General features: G+C 34.0%; 14 protein-coding genes and 1 tRNA gene. 7 read left to right on the top strand and 8 right to left on the bottom strand.

Going from position 1 to position 18,569, the window contains the following annotated elements; translation table 11 throughout:
• Nucleotides 1–113 precede the first annotated feature (113 nt).
• Both BXU10_RS14400 and BXU10_RS14395 read right to left on the bottom strand, forming a co-directional pair.
• Nucleotides 114–3,104, bottom strand: a complete 2,991-nt coding sequence (locus tag BXU10_RS14400; protein WP_078228038.1) for a sugar-binding domain-containing protein — start codon at nucleotides 3,102–3,104, stop codon at nucleotides 114–116.
• Between the two features lie 255 nt (nucleotides 3,105–3,359).
• Nucleotides 3,360–7,025 (bottom strand): hybrid sensor histidine kinase/response regulator transcription factor, encoded by a 3,666-nt coding sequence (locus BXU10_RS14395; protein ID WP_189328095.1) that lies wholly within the window; start codon nucleotides 7,023–7,025, stop codon nucleotides 3,360–3,362.
• Between the two features lie 786 nt (nucleotides 7,026–7,811).
• Between BXU10_RS14395 and BXU10_RS14390 the strand changes: the two genes are divergently transcribed.
• The 3 genes from BXU10_RS14390 to BXU10_RS14380 all read left to right on the top strand — a co-directional run bounded on the left by BXU10_RS14390 (nucleotide 7,812) and on the right by BXU10_RS14380 (nucleotide 9,391).
• The gene (locus BXU10_RS14390; RefSeq protein ID WP_078228036.1) at nucleotides 7,812–8,219 is read left to right on the top strand and encodes a VOC family protein; all 408 of its coding nucleotides are present in this window, start codon (nucleotides 7,812–7,814) and stop codon (nucleotides 8,217–8,219) included.
• Between the two features lie 256 nt (nucleotides 8,220–8,475).
• Nucleotides 8,476–8,549 (top strand) — tRNA-Arg (locus BXU10_RS14385).
• A 143-nt stretch (nucleotides 8,550–8,692) separates the two neighbouring features.
• Complete coding sequence (locus tag BXU10_RS14380; protein WP_078228035.1) at nucleotides 8,693–9,391, top strand: DUF1826 domain-containing protein; 699 nt, start codon at nucleotides 8,693–8,695, stop codon at nucleotides 9,389–9,391.
• Between the two features lie 225 nt (nucleotides 9,392–9,616).
• Here the strand turns inward: BXU10_RS14380 and BXU10_RS14375 are convergent, their stop codons facing one another.
• Nucleotides 9,617–9,808 carry a cold-shock protein gene (locus tag BXU10_RS14375; protein ID WP_078228034.1) on the bottom strand — a complete coding sequence of 64 codons (192 nt, stop codon included), beginning with the start codon at nucleotides 9,806–9,808 and terminating at the stop codon, nucleotides 9,617–9,619.
• 471 nt (nucleotides 9,809–10,279) lie between these two features.
• On the opposite strand from BXU10_RS14375, the gene BXU10_RS14370 reads away from it, so the two are divergent.
• Nucleotides 10,280–10,789: a response regulator gene (locus tag BXU10_RS14370; protein WP_078228033.1), complete on the top strand. Its 510-nt coding sequence runs from the start codon at nucleotides 10,280–10,282 to the stop codon at nucleotides 10,787–10,789.
• Nucleotides 10,790–10,902: 113 nt separating this feature from the next.
• On the opposite strand, the gene BXU10_RS25020 is transcribed toward BXU10_RS14370, so the two are convergent.
• Entirely contained in the window at nucleotides 10,903–11,070 is a 168-nt protein-coding gene (locus BXU10_RS25020) for a hypothetical protein (RefSeq protein ID WP_189328094.1), read from the bottom strand.
• Between the two features lie 646 nt (nucleotides 11,071–11,716).
• Here BXU10_RS25020 and BXU10_RS14365 point away from each other — a divergent pair.
• Nucleotides 11,717–12,769: a DUF1852 domain-containing protein gene (locus BXU10_RS14365; RefSeq protein WP_078228032.1), complete on the top strand. Its 1,053-nt coding sequence runs from the start codon at nucleotides 11,717–11,719 to the stop codon at nucleotides 12,767–12,769.
• 32 nt (nucleotides 12,770–12,801) lie between these two features.
• Entirely contained in the window at nucleotides 12,802–13,833 is a 1,032-nt protein-coding gene (locus tag BXU10_RS14360; protein WP_078228031.1) for a methionine synthase, read from the top strand.
• 344 nt (nucleotides 13,834–14,177) lie between these two features.
• Here BXU10_RS14360 and BXU10_RS14355 read toward each other — a convergent pair whose 3' ends face one another.
• On the bottom strand, nucleotides 14,178–15,170 hold the full coding sequence (locus BXU10_RS14355) for a bile acid:sodium symporter family protein (RefSeq protein WP_078228030.1): 993 nt from the start codon (nucleotides 15,168–15,170) through the stop codon (nucleotides 14,178–14,180).
• 168 nt (nucleotides 15,171–15,338) lie between these two features.
• On the opposite strand from BXU10_RS14355, the gene BXU10_RS14350 reads away from it, so the two are divergent.
• The gene (locus BXU10_RS14350; RefSeq protein WP_078228029.1) at nucleotides 15,339–15,791 is read left to right on the top strand and encodes an Lrp/AsnC family transcriptional regulator; all 453 of its coding nucleotides are present in this window, start codon (nucleotides 15,339–15,341) and stop codon (nucleotides 15,789–15,791) included.
• Nucleotides 15,792–16,641: 850 nt separating this feature from the next.
• On the opposite strand, the gene BXU10_RS14340 is transcribed toward BXU10_RS14350, so the two are convergent.
• From BXU10_RS14340 to BXU10_RS14330, 3 genes are all read right to left on the bottom strand, one after another.
• On the bottom strand, nucleotides 16,642–16,842 hold the full coding sequence (locus BXU10_RS14340; RefSeq protein ID WP_223255466.1) for a CopG family transcriptional regulator: 201 nt from the start codon (nucleotides 16,840–16,842) through the stop codon (nucleotides 16,642–16,644).
• 329 nt (nucleotides 16,843–17,171) lie between these two features.
• Nucleotides 17,172–17,918: a zeta toxin family protein gene (locus tag BXU10_RS14335; RefSeq protein ID WP_078228028.1), complete on the bottom strand. Its 747-nt coding sequence runs from the start codon at nucleotides 17,916–17,918 to the stop codon at nucleotides 17,172–17,174.
• Nucleotides 17,908–18,147, bottom strand: a complete 240-nt coding sequence (locus tag BXU10_RS14330; protein WP_078228027.1) for a hypothetical protein — start codon at nucleotides 18,145–18,147, stop codon at nucleotides 17,908–17,910. Before BXU10_RS14330 ends, BXU10_RS14335 begins: the two co-directional genes overlap by 11 nt.
• Between the last annotated feature and the right edge of the window lie 422 nt (nucleotides 18,148–18,569).

Here is an 18,569-nt window from a genome sequence, read left to right as displayed (position 1 = left end):
TAGAGTATAGACAGTACAAAAAAAGCTGTCTTTAGCGGGCAGCCTTCTTCATTTTTTGTAATAGATTATTTGTCTATAAATACAATCTTTTTAGGAGTTTTAAACCTGACTTTTTATTTGTCAAGAGGCTCATAAAATTCTGCTTCCACGATTGGCAATTCGCCGTTCTTTTTATCTCCTGATTTTAATCCCGCCTGATCTACTTTTCCTGTAATTTCAACCAGGTTGATTTCGTTGCTGTCTTTAGTGGCGCCAGCTAATTCAATTCTGACTTTTTTACCTTTTGTTGGCTTGCATTCCAGAGTTACATATCCTAAACTGGTTGGTGTTGTACCATTGAATACTTCCTTATTGTCTACATAAATTCGGATTGGGTATTTTTTGCTTCTCCATCCTGCAAATTTTATTACCGCCTGACTGATTAGGGCTTCACGTTCTAATTCAAATTCAATTACCGGACTTCCGTCTTTACTGTTTGACCATTCTGTTAATTCATTATCATCATAACTTTTAGCAGCATCTGCCTGATTCGAAGCAGTTTTAGCGTCAATTATGGCAATTGGGGTTCTTATCTTTTTAAAAGAAGGTGTGACTGGTGACGGGCCTTTTTTAGTATAAGACGGTAATTGATGATCCGGCATAACTGTCGTGAGTTTTGCATTATCTACAGCAATGGTTTTAATCACCAGGGTTCCCGTTTTAAGATTCTCAGAAGAAGCATTTATTTTAATCTCTCCTTGTTTCTCTCCGGCTCTTACCATAATTCGGTTTACCCCGCATTCAACAGGAAGATTTTTCGAACCGATGTAATTATCCGGTCCCTGAGCGATTCCTCCAATAAATGTGCCTTGACCCTGAACATCAAAATTAATCATATTCAAAGCTGTCGGACAGCGATTTCCTTTGTCATCTGCCACTTCAACTTCTACAATTACGACATCACTACCATCAGCTAATGTTCCTCCCGGTCTTTGAATAGCGGTTAGTTTAATAGCAGCAGGCTTACCTGTGCTTTTAATTTCAGTTTCACATTTTTTTTTGCCAGTGCTGTCATATCCAAAAGCGCGAATGGTTCCGGGCTCAAACTTTACGTTTTCAAAGCTGAATAAAAACTGATCAGACTGAATGCCTTTTCCTAAGCTTTTGTTGTTGACAAACAATTCTACGGCATCAGCAGATGATACTACAGAAACTTTTTTTGTGACAGGGCTGTCGTAATTCCAGTGACCCATAATATGAGCACTAGGATTTTCGATATCTACCCATCCATCCCACATTACTTTATGTGCATAAAAACCATCTTTTGGAAGTCTCATTGGATCCACTTCACCACTTCTTCTGTAATTTTCAGCCCCTCTGAAATGAGTATTACTGTCTGAAAAAATAATATTAACACCGCCTGAACTTACTCTTGTCCCGGTTCCGGGACGTTCACGATAATAATCATACCAGCGTGTTACGTTTTCTATGGCATGCGCATCCTGATTGTGATTATAGGCACTCGCATCAGCTACTTTTGTTCCGTTAACATTCGAATGGGTTGTTCCACCAGTTCCCTCTTTGTGAAAAGGCGGGGTATATTCATCCCAATATTTACGAAGACCTTCATCACGACTGTATTCTGTAGCCCAAAAAGGGAGTCTTGCACTTTTGTTGATGTACAGCATTTCTCCGCCATATTCAGCAGTTTTGCTGTCGAGCATTTCCCTACTTCCTATAGCACGTCCTCCATTAGGGTCGTACTTATCTCTAATTGCCTTCATTTCTGCCATGTGCTCTTCAGAGATGTTTTCATTTCCACATTCGTAGAACAAAATACTAGGATTGTTTCGGTTATAAATAATCGCATCACGCATTAACTCGGTACGCTGTTCCCATCTTCTGCCGGTAACATCTTTTTCTGAATCTCCTGCCGGCATTGCCTGAATCAGACCAACCCTGTCACAGGATTCTACATCCTGTTTCCATGGCGTAATATGCATCCAGCGTACCAGATTAGCATTGCTTTCTATCATCTGGCTGTTGCTGTAATCGCTCATCCAGGCAGGAACTGACATTCCTAATGACGGCCATTCGTTACTCGTTCGCTGTGCATAACCGTGCATCATGATTACACGATCGTTGAGCCAGATCATGCCTTTTTCAAATTTGGTTTTTCGAAATCCGGTACGAATTAGGGTCTGATCAACAGCTTTATTGTCTACAACCAGTTCACTTTTGATATTGTATAAATAGCCGTAACCCCAGCTCCAGAAATTCAGGTCATTCACGATTTTGGAAGCTTTCAGGTCTTTTATTTCATTAGGAGCTATTGGAACATTTTCTCCCGAAAAAACAGCAACGACTTTTCCGTCCATGTCTGTAACACTAATTTTTAGTTGTGCATTCACAGCCAATTTTTCTTCATTCTTAACTTGTGACGAAACATTAATCAACGCTTTCTTATTTGCAATATCAATATCAGATACATATACGTAAGTTCCTGTTGTACCTAAACCAGAAAACAGAGGCAGGGTTTGATATACTTTTGATTTTATATGCAGAAAAACATTTTTGGGAATTCCACCATAATTAGCATTGAAGTTTTTGTCGTTCCACTGAAACCCTGATTGTGTAGCTTTCTCCTTGTATTTCCAGTCGTTATCCGTTTTTACCGCAATTACATTTTCCTGAGGAAAAGGCCTCATGAAAGACGTAATATCGAAACCAAAAGCCATGGCACCATTTTCATGTCTGCCGACAAATTCTCCGTTCACATAAATTTCTCCCATCTGTCTTACACCTTCAAATTCGATAAAGACTTTTTGATTTTTAGATTTTGCCGGAAGCTGGAATGTTTTGCGGTACCATGCAATGCCTGTAGACAATCTTGTAATATCTACTTTAAATGCTTCTGCCTGATTCCAGGCGTAAGGAAGATTTACTTTTGACCAGTTTTTATCATTATAACTTGTATTTTTTGCCTGATCATCATCGCCTGTAAAAAGCTTCCAGTCATAGTTGAAATTGTATTTAATTCCGTCGGGGTTTTGTTTTTGGGCAAATGTAAAGTTTGCAAGCAGCAACAATAATGTAAAAAAAGGATAAATAATCTTTCTATTCATTTTGGTCTCTTAATTAAGTTAGTAATCTTTCAAAGCTTCTGCTAAAACCTGTGAGAAGCATTAGCAAATTTAGTTTTGAACTGTATTTCTCTGCTATCAAAGATTGCCAATTCCTATCATATTCTGCCATGTCAAAGTATGATAAGAGAGTGTTTTTATGTATATGTATATGTATATGTATATGTATATGATATATAATGTGTTGTTGATTGGGTGTAAAATTTGAAATGAAATAGAGCAAATTACCTTCACTAATTATTTTCCGTATTGTGAAGGGCTGCAGCCAAAATGTTTCGAAAACGTTCTTGAAAAATTAGAGGCTTCTGAAAAACCAACTTTATAAGCAATCTGCGAAATACTGAGATCCGAATTTCGGAGAAGCTTTTCGGAATGATCCATTCTGACTTTGGTAATAAACTCATGAACTGTACAGCCGCTGACAGCCTTTATTTTTCTGTATAATTGCCTTTGGCTGATTTTTAGTTCATTTGCCAGTATTTCAGGACCAAAATCTGTTTCTTCGATATGGGAGCTAATCAGATCAACCGTTTTAGACAGAAAAGCTTTGTCGAGATTTGGTGACTCAACCTGTAGCTGACTGATACTGTTGATATGTGCTAATCTATTTTGCAGAATAAGCCTGTTGTCCAGAACACTTTTAATCTGAGCTTTTAAAACTTCAACGCTGAAAGGTTTCATGACGTAGGCTTCGGCACCTAATTCATAACCCTCAATTTGATTTTCATCAGATCCTTTTGCTGTTAATAAAATGATTGGAATGTGACAGGTGTTTTCGTTCATTTTAAGTTCGCTACATAATTGAGTTCCTTCCATTTCAGGCATCATAACATCTGAAATGATAATATCAGGTATTGTCTGTAGGGCTGTTTCAAACCCTTTTTTTCCGTTGTATTCCTGAATGAGATTATATTCATTTGATAATTCATTGTTTAAATAAGCCTGAACGTCGGGATTGTCCTCAACAACAAGTACTGTGGGTTTAGTAATTTCATCCGCAACAACAGGTAAAGTATCAACTGATTTCTGTTCTAATGTTTCAATTAATATTTCTTTATTTTGAATAACAGGTGTATCCGATGAGGTAATAAAAGGCAATGAAATAATAACAGTTGTCCCTTTTTTCACAATGCTTTCAATAGTAATTGTTCCATTCAAAAATTCTACAAGGCTTCTGGTTAACGATAAGCCTATTCCGGAAGAATATCCGTGAAAAGGAGTAGGGCCTGAATTATTGAAGGGTTCGAATATTTTTTCTAATTCTTTTGCTTCAATACCGATTCCATTGTCCTGCACAGTAATATTTAATACATTTCCGGTATTATTTAAATGAGCTGAAAGTAAAACGACACCTCCGTCAGGGGTATATTTTAGTGCATTAGAAATTATATTAATCAGAATCTGATCTGTTTTTTCAAAATCTAAATGACAATTCAGTGATGTTTTTCCGACTTCAAGTTTAAAATCGATATTGCGTTTATCTGCTATATATTTGAAGGTATTGTAACATTCTTCGATAAACACATTAAAATCCTGAGTGCTTGTATTTAATTTTAATTTTCCAATTTCTGATTTCCTGAAATCTAAAATTTGCTGTATAAGTCTGGTCAGGTAATTTAGATTTCTGTTTATTATCGAAAAATACAGCGTTTTTTCATTAGTCGATAATTTTTTGTTTTCTAACTGTTTTATAGGATCCGCAATCAGTGTGAGCGGTGTTTTTAAATCGTGGGATATATTGGTGAAGAACTTTAATTTTTCACGGTTTAATTCTTCCTGTCTCTCAGTATTTAATCGTACTAACCTGATTTCGTTTTTCAGACGTTCTCTGTATAAAATTTCTTTAAAAACCCAGTAAGCAGAACCAATTATTAGTAGTAAAAACAGCACTTTGGCCAATAGTGTATCATACCATGGCCCACTAATATTTACTTCCATTGTCTGTAATGGAGATCTGGCATCATTCAGAGAAATTATTCTGGCTTTAAAAATATAGCTGCCTGGAGGTATCATGTTGTAAATTGTCTTGCTTGAACTGGTTTTAATCCATTTTTCATCATAACCTTCGAGCATATATTCGAAGACTTCTTTATTTGTTATACTGTAATTTAAAGAAGCCAATTCAATAGTGAAACTCCGGTTATCGGAATCGAGCTGGATTTCTTTAGTTTGGGAAAGATCTTTTGAAAGTACTTTTTTCCCATTAAAGAATTTCATCGGACTCATTTTTTCATTGGCTAAGTACAAGGATTTAAAAACAAGTTTACTATCAGATACTATCGTTTTGATTTCATCCGGATTAAAAGAGAGATATCCATTTTTGTCGCCAAAATATATTTTTTGTTCTGAAATATCTTTATATACAGCCCGCTCTGAAAATGTCCATAAACCAAATCGGTCTTCTTTCTGGTAATTTGAAACTTTATTGGAAACAATATCGATCATAGAGATTCCTTGTTTATGGGCGACCCAAAGATTACCCTGACTGTCATCGGTTATAGAAGATATGTATGAATTTGGGTTTTCCGAAAGAAGCTGTATTTTTTCAATTCGCATTGGGTTGGCAGAGGGAGTTATTTTATTTAAACCTTCGCTGGAACCGGACCAGATATTTCCACGTTTATCCTTGTGCAATGCAAATATGATATTATCGGAAGTATTGTACATGGAATTTTTCTGAAATGAATTTAACCGAACTGCATTATGTACCATGCCTTTACTGTCTAATTTTACACGAACAATACCATTACCCTCAGTTGCCAGCCAGAGTTCACGATTACTGAAAGATAAAATATCCATAACACTGTGTTCGTTAATTTCTTTCGACAAATCAAAAAATTGGATGCTGTCATCGATTAGATTCACACGTGCTATTCCTTTATAAAGCCCCACCCACAAGTAATCTGAGCCGGCAGATTCTAAAGTAAATATCGACCAGGTTTCTAACTTTGGTGCCAACACTTTATTTATTACAGATCTACACTGGTTGGTTTTCGGATCATAGCATTCGAGTCCGGTGATTCCTCCAATCCAGATTCGCCCTTTATTGTCCCTCAATAAACTGCGTACATTCTTAATACTGCTGTTGGATTTATAAAAAGGGTCGCTAGAATCCAGTTTGTTGTTTTTGTAAATCAGAATACTTTCGTCTGTGCCTAACCAGATTTTATCTTTAGATTTTGTTACCGCTCTTACTGTTGCCAGCTTTTTATTGTCGCTTCCCTTTCTAAAACTGTAATGCAGTTCAAAAGGATTGCGGTTGGGGTTTGCTTTATAAATATCCCCGCTTCTGGTTCCAAGCCAAATAATATTCTGATCATCAATAAAAAAATCGGTTATATAGTCATCCAGCAACTGTCCGGGATTGTTGATGTTGGCTGTATACTGATATTCTTTACCCGAATTCAGTTCATACGAAGTAAAGAGGTGAGAGGATAAAAAATATCTTTTTCCGTCTATAATCTTATTTTTGTTTAGTGTATTGGAATTGCTTCCAAGGTCTTTGACTACAGATTTGGGAACATCAGCAGAATTGACAAGTTTAAAAGAATTTAGTTTGTAGTTAAATTTTGCATATCTATTGTCAAAGGTTAAAAACCAAAGCCCTGTTTTTTTATCAGAAATAATATTTCGTATCCGATTATTAGGGAGTGATGTTTTATCGTTTGGATTGTGATAATAAAAGTCAAATGTTTTACCGTCGTACCTGTAAGATCCATTCCAGCTTCCTATCCAGATATAGCCCACAGAGTCTTTTGCGATTCCGTGTATTTGTGTTACGGGATTTAATTCCTTTGAGGTTATTTTTTCAAAAAAAAGATTTTGCGCATCTAAGTTCGTTATGCACAAGAAAGAAATGAAAATAAAACACAAATAGGTATTTTTATTTTTAACTATATCCATAATCATTTGTTAGACATGATTTAAGTCATGTATCTAGAATTACTTTAAAAGGCGAATATAATGTTATAATTTAAATTCTATAGATTATCAGATTGCATTTAGTAAATCTGATTTCAAATACGATCCCTATAGCTGATTCTGGATTTATATGTTATATTATTTTTACTAATATCATCTAAAGTCTGATTTAGGATTTCTAGTCCTAAAAATTGTATTAATAAATCATAAGTATCTAAAAATGAGTATTTATACGTGCTGTAAAATATATTTATAGGTTTATAGCGGACTTAAAGAAAAAAGTAAGGAATCAGTAATCTCCAGGCTGAGAGTGGTTGATGGAATTGTCTATGGTCTTGTAAATGTGCGTACTGACAGAAGTAAAATATTGTGTGCAACATTAAACGAGGGAAAGAGCAAATGGGAAATAAAAACCTTTAATTCAAGATTTTAATCTATTTATTTTTCAAAGATTCTTATATAAAGATCTGCGAATGTTTATTTATTTGAAGGTGTTGTAATGTTTAAACCTGATTCAGGCTACTAAAAAACATCTGGGTTTTACTTATTCTTAATTCGAAAGAATTCGAAAGACATTTTTAGAATAACGGTATATAACTGCTAATACAATTGAGAGGCAATTGGCTTATGCAAAATTGGTTTGGCTTTAAAGAATTTGTCAAATCCAAAAATAGCACTTAATTTAGTAATCAACTCGATGAAATTGAAGAAAATTAGATGTCATTTTATACGGCAACTGAGAAAAAAACAACCTACAAAATATAAATCATGGCGCTTATCAATCCACACATTAACTTCAACGGAAATGCCGAAGAAGCATTTAGTTTTTACAAATCGGTATTTGGCGGAGAGTTCGCAAAGGTTATACGATTCAAAGATATATCAAGCCCTGAATATCCAATTCCAGAGAATGAAGCAAATAAGATAATGCACATTGCTTTGCCTATTGGCAAAAACCTTTTAATAGGCAATGACATTCCGGAAAGTATGGGACAAGTAAATGAAAATGAAAACAGGTCAAAAATAGCCATTAGTGCAGAAAGTCTAGAAGAAGCTGACAAATTATTTAACGGACTCTCAGAAGGGGGAAAAATTGAAGTGCCTTGGAATTCAAATTTTGGAATGTTTAGAGACAAATTCGGTATTGAATGGATAGTTGATTTTGACCCGAAATAGAAAGTATCATCATAAAATTTTATGTGAATGTTTGTCACTTCTTACTATTTTATTTAATATGTGATAAATTTATAAAGATGCTTATAAATACAGCTTTTGCAAAAAGTTCTGAATATCAAGCATATAATTTCTAATCTTCATTTTTTTTTGTTTTTATGTTGTTTTTTGTTTGTACATCTCACATTTATTCCTATATTTGCACCCGCAAACAGCGTTCAACTAAAGCTAATATAGTTAAGCAAAACACTGTAAAAATGGCCTCGTGGCGCAACTGAATAGCGCATCTGATTACGGCTCAGAAGGTTACTGGTTTGAATCCAGTCGAGGTCACTAAAAAATCCCATTTCATTAGAAATGGGATTTTTTTTGTTATAAATTATTATTAGCCGTTAAACTTTTAAATTACTTAAAACTTATATTTGATTCTGACAGATACTGCAGAATCAAATAACTAATTTTTTATTAAAAATTTCATGAGCAATCCATTTTCTTCAAACAACCAAATTGGTATGGTATCTACTTTTTCTGAGCTTGTGCATACCGATTTCAAGGGCGAAATAAATGCGTTATGCTGGTATAGAAATTTAGACGGCGATTTTAACGAAATCGTAACACAACTATCTGTAAAAGAAAATGTAACAGAAGTTTATGCTCATGATTTAATTGCACTCCAACTATCAGAAAAGGGAAATATAGCAAGGGAAATAATCTTAAATGATTTACAAGTATTAACTGATTTTGGAGCTTCGCCTTCTCTTAATTTAATAAAGTGTTATGAGCGAGATGATGAATTTGATTTCATATCTACTGATGTGTATTCGTTTCATGTTGATCGCTCGCCTATTGCAACAGATACTTTTTTATGTACCTATCATGGAGCAGCGAGTGATATAGTATCTAATTCACAGGCTGAGCAAAAAATTCTAATTCCAGAAATCCGGGCAAAGCTAAAAGAGCTGCATAATGGTCCATCAGAAGAATTCGAAAACTTTCTGAAGGAGAATTACTTTGATTTACATTATCAGATACATGCTGATGTAAAACCTATTAATTTAGGGTTAATGCATTTATGGCGTCTGGCAGTGGATCATCCTAAACAAAAAGTACTACCTTGTATTCATAGAGCGCCATTAGAAAATGAAGGGGAATATCGATTGCTGTTGATTTGTTAACACAAGCCAATAGCATAAAAAACCTGTAAATCGAAAAACTTTAGTGGTTTAGCAAAACTTTAAGGACTTTGAAAAGATTGAAAAACTTTTGTTTTATTTCTTTAATTTTTTTTCTAAACTATTATTTATAAGTAAAATAGATTTGTAATTTTTATAAGTTTGAAATAAAAAAAGCACCTGTCTAACAGGTGCTTTTTTTATTTCAAACTTATCCTATGATATATATTATGCTACGATTACGTTTACTGCATTTGGACCTTTTTGGCCTTCTTGTATGTCATATCGTACTGAATCGTTTTGACGAACGTTTTCTGATAGACCTGAAACATGAACAAAGATTTCGTTACCACCATCATTAGGTGTTATAAATCCAAAACCTTTTTCTTCATTGAAAAATTTTACTGTACCTTCTTGCATCTTAAAATATTTAATTTGTTCAAATGTATCCTTTTAATTATTGGAAATAGAGTAATAAAATTTTAATTATGATTTTATTAACTTTTCAAAATCTCAATTTGCTAAGATGAACACAATATCAGCAAAACTTTTTTTTTCCGGAAGAAAAGGTCTCCACTTAAAATTTGTTTTTTACTCAATTTTTACCATTCCTTTAAACTGAAGTGAATAACAAATGTAAAATATTTTAAATAGAAAGTGTCTGCACAAATAAAAGCAGTTTTCCAAATTAGATAATTGAACATTGAACATTTTAGACAACAATTGGAATATAGTACACTCTCTATTGTGCTTTTATCTGTACGATGAATATTGTATTTGATCAGTAAAAGAAATTATATAGCAGACAGTAAATAAAAATGTTTAAAAATGAATATTGAACATTTAGTAAGCATTTTTATAGTAATTTTGAAATTGTAAATCCCAATCAACATGATAAATTCTGAAGACCCAGTCGGAACTTCAAGCGACTTAAAAGATATCGAACCCATAATAGTTTTATTGGCTGATGATGATAAAGATGACCAAGAGTTATTTAAGGAAGCACTTGATGCCACAAAAGTCCCTTCTGAAGTTATTACAGTAGACAACGGTCAGGAACTGGTTAACAAATTAAAAGATGGGTCAGAACCAAAACCTGATATTGTTTTCATAGATATAAATATGCCTGTTAAAGGAGGTAAGGAAGCACTGGCAGAAATAAAGAGTGATCAGGAACTAAATGAAATTCCTGCTGTTATGCTCTCCACTTCCAATCACCCTAAAGATATTGAAGATACTTTTAATGATGGAGCAAACCTTTACATACAGAAACCAAATTCTTTCACCGGTTTTATTCTCATTCTCAAAAAAGTATTCACTCTCCACTGGACAAAAGCTTTAATGAATCCGTTTAAAGATATTTTTTTTATTTCGGAGAAGAATATTTCTAAGAAGGAGTAAAATAAGCTTGAATCAAACCCCTCTTTCCCAATACGTAATCTATAACTTTTTGAGCAGTTAATAGCTTTCTGTTGTACATATTCCGTCTTGTATTCATCAATTCTTAGAATCAGTTAATCCAGAAAAAAGTTTAAAGATCTGGCATCTTCTTTATTTCCAATAGTTCTTTCTGTTTTTGAATCCCATCGTACAATGTCACATAAACGTTTGGTGGATGTTTCCTTTCGAATACCATCTACGATAATTCTAAGATAAACGTTTCTAATTTTTACTTTCAGCACGGGGCATTTTCAAAAAGAAAAATAACCCAAATCTGCTATAACATAATTCAATTTTTTAGATTAATAAATATAGAATTTTAGCGTAAAGAAACAAGTTATTAATCTCGTTAACCTTTTATTTTACAGGTGTTTTTTTGCGTTTTCTGGTGCACAATTGGAAAAATGCAGGAGTATGCCCGATTTCGCACCTTTAACTTTGAGAAGTTTTGAAAAAATTGAAAAGTGTTTTAAAACAAAAAAACTGCGAATCCTAGGATTTTACAAGTTTTACCACGTTTTTTTTTTCGGGTTTTTGAAGAGATTGAAAAAATGACTTTTTACTTTTTTTACCCTTTTTGTGGGGAGAGCAGGATTCTAACCTTAAGCTTGAAAACCTAATATTTCCTGCATTTTTATTTTTTTAAACCTACACTTTAAGTCGCAAAAAAGGTATCAAATCCACTACTTTATGCAACTCCAAATAAATCATATTTAAGTTCTTTAAAGAAAAATTATCTGTTTTTTTTTATTATTACATTATTAAAAAGACAAATAATCTTTAAAAATACACTAAAAAGGAATAATCATCTGATTTAAATTCTAAATTAAAATTATCCATCTTTTATTTTGAAATTTGCAAGGTAAAAAAACTAAATATCCTCATCAAATGAAAGCGAACATACAAGAAGATACAATATTAAACGAAAAGCAAGATATTGAAAACACACAGAATGCAATCAAAAATTATTTTACATTCACGCTAAAGAGCACTTGTTTAGATGAAAACTATCACCCAGCAAGTCAAACTCGTCTGACAACCAATTTTGCAAACTTGGCTAGAGGAGCTAATCGCCAACAAAACTTACGTAACGCCATAAACATGATTAACAATCGATTCAATGCCTTGGCTTATTTGGATAACCCAAAAGCAGATCGTTACCTTGTAGAACTTGAAATCATCACAGTAACGATGCATATTGATGATAAGAATATAATTGACAAGGTGCCGATGATTGAAGTTTTAAAAACAAATATATTTGACCGTAAGACTAACCAGCGTATCGAAGGTATTGCCGGAAATAATTTTTCTTCTTATGTTCGTGATTATGATTTCAGTATTTTATTGATCGAGCACAATAAAAATAAATCTAATTTTTGTATTCCTGAAAATTTTGGTGATTTGCACGGAAAACTTTATAAGTGCTTTGTGAATTCAGCCACTTATAAAGAGCACTTTAAGATGTCACCGATCATTTGTTTAAGTGTATCGAGCAACAAAAGGTATACTCGCACTGCGTATCAGCATCCAGTTCTGGGTTTTGAGTATCTACAGGATCAGTATTCTATCACTGATGAATATTTCTCAAAAATGGGCTTAAAAGTTCGTTTTTTTATGCCTCCGAACAGTGTGGCTCCGATGGCTTTTTATCATTCCGGAGATCTACTTGCTGATTATACGGATCTTGGACTAATCAGCTCCATCAGCACGATGGAGACTTTCCAGAAAATTTATCGCCCTGAAATTTACAATGCAAATTCAGTGGCTGGAAAAATCTATCAACCTAGTCTTAAACACGAAGATTATTCACTGACTCGCGTGGTTTATGACCGCGAAGAGCGCAGCCAATTGGCAGTTGAACAGGGTAAATATGCTGAAGAGCATTTCATTACCCCTTACAAAAGTCTTCTGGAACAATGGTCTGCCAATTTCGCTCTTTAATTAATATAACAACACATTAAAATTATTTTACTATGAATAAATTAGTATTACCCACCTCAATTGTTGGAAGTTTACCCAAACCTGCCTGGCTTGCACCACCTGAAAAACTTTGGTCACCTTGGAAATTAGATGGCGATCAGCTGCTTGAAGGGAAACAAGATGCTTTGCGCATTTCTTTGCAAGAACAACAATTGGCAGGGGTTGATATAATTAGTGATGGTGAGCAAACACGTCAGCATTTTGTGACGACTTTTATCGAGCATTTAAGCGGTGTAGATTTTGAAAATCGTAAGATTGTAAAAATTCGGGATCGTTATGATGCAAGTGTTCCTGTTGTTGTAGGTGAAGTGGCTCGTCAGCAATCAGTTTTTGTTGAGGATGCAAAATTTTTACGTAAACAGACTAACAAACCTATAAAATGGGCATTGCCTGGCCCAATGACAATGGTAGATACCTTATACGATGACCATTACAAAAGCCGAGAAAAATTAGCGTGGGAATTTGCAAAAGCACTCAATGAAGAAGCAAGAGAACTTCAAGATGCAGGGGTAGATATTATCCAATTTGATGAACCAGCATTTAATGTATTCTTTAATGAAGTAAACGATTGGGGAATGGCAGTATTAGAAAGAGCCATTGAAGGTTTAAAGTGCGAAACTGCTATACATATTTGTTACGGTTACGGAATACAAGCCAATACTGATTGGAAAAAGACCTTGGGTTCAGAGTGGCGTCAATACGAAGAAATTTTTCCGAAAATTCAAAAATCTAAAATTGATATTGTGTCATTAGAATGTCATAACTCAAATGTACCTTATAATTTAATGGAACTTGTTCGTGGTAAAAAAGTAATGGTCGGTGCCATTGATGTGGCAACCAACACTATTGAAACACCCGAAGAAGTAGCTGATACACTACGCAAAGCGCTGGAGTTTGTAAATATTGAAAATCTTTACCCTTCTACAAACTGCGGTATGGCTCCGTTAGCTCGAAACGTAGCTAGAGGTAAGTTAAATGCTTTAAGCGCAGGAGCAGCAATTATACGCAAAGAATTTGGGATGTAGTTTCAATACTATATTCCAAAATTTACAGCATTTGATTTGGGCGTGTCCCTCGGCAGAAAAAGCCTCGGGTCGGGCTATACGTTCCCGCTTTTTTTTGCTGGGCAAGAAAAATGCCCAGCAAAAAAAGAGCTCCACTGCTATCCCTCACGCACAATGTCATTAAGTTAAGTAATTGCTCTTTTTGTTTTCACGCAGATTTCGCAGATTTATGCAGAAAAACGAGTGAAAATCTGATGAATCTGCGTGCTATTTTTTCTTTTTCCCCTTAACTTAATGACATTGCCCTCACGCAGTATAACTCACAAAAGGCTGTCCTTTTTAGAATTAAGCTATAAAAAACTAAATTATACTTCTTTTCGTCGAGCCATACCTTGAGCAATGATACTAGCGGCAATCAATTGCAAGGCGTGATAAATCATAAGCGGCAACAATACGATGCCGGTAATGGTACTGTGCTGAAAGAGTACTTTTGACATAACGGTGCCGTGTACCAAAGACTTTTTAGATCCGCAAAATAAGACAGTAATACGATCTTCATCTGAAAAACCAAGCAAACGACTGACTAGTCCCACACAAAGGAATACTGCAAAAAACAAAACCATCATCCCTGTGGCGAGTCCAACAAGTTCAAGGGCAGTGAAACCTTCGAAAAGATGTTCGGAAAATGACTTACAAAACGACGTATAAATGATGGTAAGAATGACTGCCTGATCAAAATATTTGAGCTGTTTCTTATATTTTTCAGCAATGGCTCCAAAACGGGAGTTGAGGCAGATGCCAACAATGACAGGCAACAAGACTTGAAGAATCAACTTTATGACAATATCACTAATATCAAAATGGCCTGTTGCAGAAGCTATGAACAGTCCAACCCAAAGCGGAGTAACGACTACTCCAATCAAACTGGAAATGCTCGCATTAAAAATGGCTGCGGGAATGTTGCCTTTGGCGATAGAAACCATAACCACAGAAGAGGAAACTGTGGATGGTAAAGCTGCCAGAAAAAACACCCCTAACCAAAGCAACTCGAAGTCAGTGTCGATAAACAACGGACGAAATGCCAAAACAATGAGCGGAAAAAACAAAAAGGTTGTCAACTGAACGACAATGTGCATTTTCCAGTTAGCCAGCCCGGCTTTAAGTTTCTCAACACTCAGTCGCAAACCATAAAACAAGAAAATAAACGATACGCCTACATTGGCAATATCCTCCAGCGAAACAGGTTCTTTAACCAAGCCTGGCTTTGGCAAAAAATAGGCCAGCAGTATCATGGTTCCTATCATTAACAGGAAACCGTCGAAACCTGCTTTACGTAATACTTCTAATAATTTCTTCAATGTGTTCTTAATTTTTATTTTTAGATTTTTATACGGCAAAAATAAGTTTTACAGGCCGTTAAATCTTCTATTTAATTAAAATAAGGCTTTTGTATTGTTTTTTGTTATATTTGAAGATTATTATTCTTTTTTATAAATTAATTCAACATTTTTTAAGTAAAATATTCTATGGAGCAGATAGACGATATTGATCTTCAGTTACTAAATATACTTCACGATAATTCTAAATACACAGTAAAAGAACTGGCAAAGATGGTAAATCTTTCGGCATCGCCAGTTTTTGAGCGTATTAAAAGATTGGAAAACAGCGGTTATATTAAGAAATATATAGCACTCCTTGATGCAGAAAAATTAAACAGGGGATTCATTGTTTTCTGTAATATCAAACTTAAACACCACGATCGTAATATTGGGAATCAGTTTGTTAGCGATATTATGAAAATAGAAGAAGTTGTGGAATGTTACAATATTTCAGGTGATTACGATTTTTTAATGAAAGTTTCTGCCAAAGACATGAAGCATTATCAGGATTTTGTGTTTAATAAATTGGGATCAGTTGAAAGCATAGGGAGTACCCAAAGTACATTTGTTATGTCGGAGATAAAAAACATGTATGGATAGTTCTATGATGGTATATTTATTTGAAATTAGCAAAGTTTTTTATCTGTTGCATAAATTTTTCCTAAACTAATAGCTTGATTTCGTAAAGGTCCTACTTTTCCAAATTAAGTAGTTTACTAAGTTTCTGCCGCAAAACTTATGTTGGCGATTATTTTTAAAATTCGCCTTAGCTTTTGTGGCAGAAAATGTATTAAGGCATCGATTTTTTGCCACGATTTTGCCATATAGATTTTGAGCAGTTTTAAAAAATTTGAAAAACTGTATAAAACAAAAAAAACCTGTAAATCTTAGGATTTACAGGTTTTACCCTTTTTGTGGGGAGAGCAAGATTCGAACTTTACCGCTCAAACCCGCATCTATGCTACGTTTTTATGATGTCTTAAACCTAAGTGCACCGATTCTGCACCCGAACTTTAATTGTCGCTTTTTTGATATTTAACTAATTGATATTCAGTGATATTATTCTGGATAATTTGATTGTAAAGATATCAATATTTTTTATTATTGATATCTTTAAATTTAGATGCTTTTCAGATGGAAAGTCTTTTGAAAATTCCTTGGCTTTTTGTTGTAAAAAGATAACAACACCAGATCTAAAAGTCTTGCCTCCCAATAATGGTAATAATCTCTATTCGCTCATCTCCATTTATTCGGTAGTAAATAGTATCGCCAACGCAAAACACAATAACGATATCCTTTTTTGATGTGGTCGGCAGATGGAAATAAAAATGGATTTTGCTCTATTTTGTCAAAACAATCGTAAAACATATTGAAATAGTGATCGGCCTGATCCATTCCAAACTTACCGGCACCATACTAATAAATTCTTTTTAAATCTTCTTTGGCCTCGCTACTTAAATATTAGCTTTACATCTCCCAAATCCGTTTTAAATTCCGCTAACATTTCTTCTCTGGTTTGTTTTTTTACAAAGCCGCTTTTTTCTCCCTTATCTATTTTAGCCCTTACAAAGTCATAAAACTCTTCTTGTAAACGTGCTTTTTTTATTAAAAAGTTAATGGCATCACTTTTTATTGCTAAACTCTTCTGCATTAACCTGATCTTTAACCATTCTTCATTCGGAGCAGTTAATGATATACTTTGTCGTGTCATAATTATAAAAATCGGCTTGGTGTAAATTTACACCAAAACTTTGAAAATAGAAAAAGATTCGGCAAAGAACTTGAATGCAAAAACCGCCTTAGCTTTTACGTGCAAAAAAGTTATCAACTTTACTTGGAGTTGATACCTTTTTTGCGACTAAAAGTCATTCAATCAATATTATTAAGCAGTTCGCTGCTTTAGTTGGAATTGTGTTGCTTTTAAATTTATTTAAGAGCGTCAAATTTTTGAAAGATAAATAATTTTTATAAAAAGAAAAATTATTCCGCTGTGTAGTATGGCAAAACATATTCTAGAAACCAGTTAGGAAATGTCTCGGATTTAATCTCCATTTCATTATTGTATAATTCGGCAATCAGCTCCTGCTTGGAACCTGAATTATCGAATAGATATGCACGGTAACAGAGAGGTAATATGGAATGCAGATATTCCAATGTCCTATAATAGCGCTGAATAACTTTTGTATAATCAACGTCGTGTCCATTTTTGTTAACACGATCTTCGACTCTGGCAACATTTACCTCAGGACTATCGATGCAGACGAAATACAAATAAATTCGATAGCCTTTATTTATTGATTCCTGAAGTTCTTGAATTTTTGAAGGATGACTAAATACAGATTCGAAAACAAAGGACTTATTCTGCCTTATCATCAAATGTCTGATATAAGAAGCAATAAAAGAACCCTCGTAGGTATGTTTAGACGTGGAATGATCTACAATGCAGTTTTCACTTATTGTAATATTGATTTTATGATTATCTGCAGAAGCTTTTTGTATCAATGAAATTGAGTCAGGAAGATTACTGAATTCAGCTAAACTTTCCTCTGATCCAATAATTCCAAAATCATTTAAATCAATAAGTTTGAAGTCCTTTAATTTCCTTTCAATTTCATCAGCGTTGATAAAGATTTCAGAAAAATATGTTTTAGATAACTCTTTTTGTAGTGTACTTTTTCCTGAGCCGTTTGGACCGGCGAATACGCGTATTTTTTTATTATTTGGCACGAAGTATCATTCCTTTAATTATATTTTTTGGCTGTTCTTTTCGTATGATAGAACCCTGCTGTTTTACACCAAATTTATCCTCGACGTAAATTGCATCATCTTTTATATACGTAATAGGAAGATCCAAAGCTTTAGACTGACGTATAGCATTTTTAGCACTGTTTATTCCAGCACTTATAAGTGATTTGGTTTGTCTGCTGTCAGTTCTGAATAGTTTAGCGGGCTTCATGTTAAAGATAATTTTATAATACAAATATAATGAAATAGTAAATAACTAGATGCTAAATCATATCTGAATGATTCAAGCCATTGTAAATTTGAGAAGTGGATCTTGGAATTATGCAAGCGGCGCTTGCACAATTCAATCAATATTATTGTTTTAAATTTATTTTTATGCCGATAAGAATCACCAGCTATTGGCATGTATATGAAATAATTGTTAATCTAGATTAATAAGCCGCAATTATAAAACGCTTATTTTTCTCAACGGTGTTGAGAGTTTTGAAGATTTTTACGATGTAAAAATAATTTTTTCCTCTAAAAGATGTCAGCAAATTAAATCCTTTGAAGTTTCTAACCAAACCTCGGCACATCTTTATTTTGCTGTATCTTTACTTTTTCAAAATCAATGTGGATGTGCTAACTTAGCAT

The organism is Flavobacterium sp. LM4, assembly GCF_002017935.1.
Lineage (GTDB): Bacteria > Bacteroidota > Bacteroidia > Flavobacteriales > Flavobacteriaceae > Flavobacterium > Flavobacterium chungangense.
Note: the sequence above shows the minus strand (reverse complement) of the source record. Positions and strands in the feature narration are given on the sequence as shown.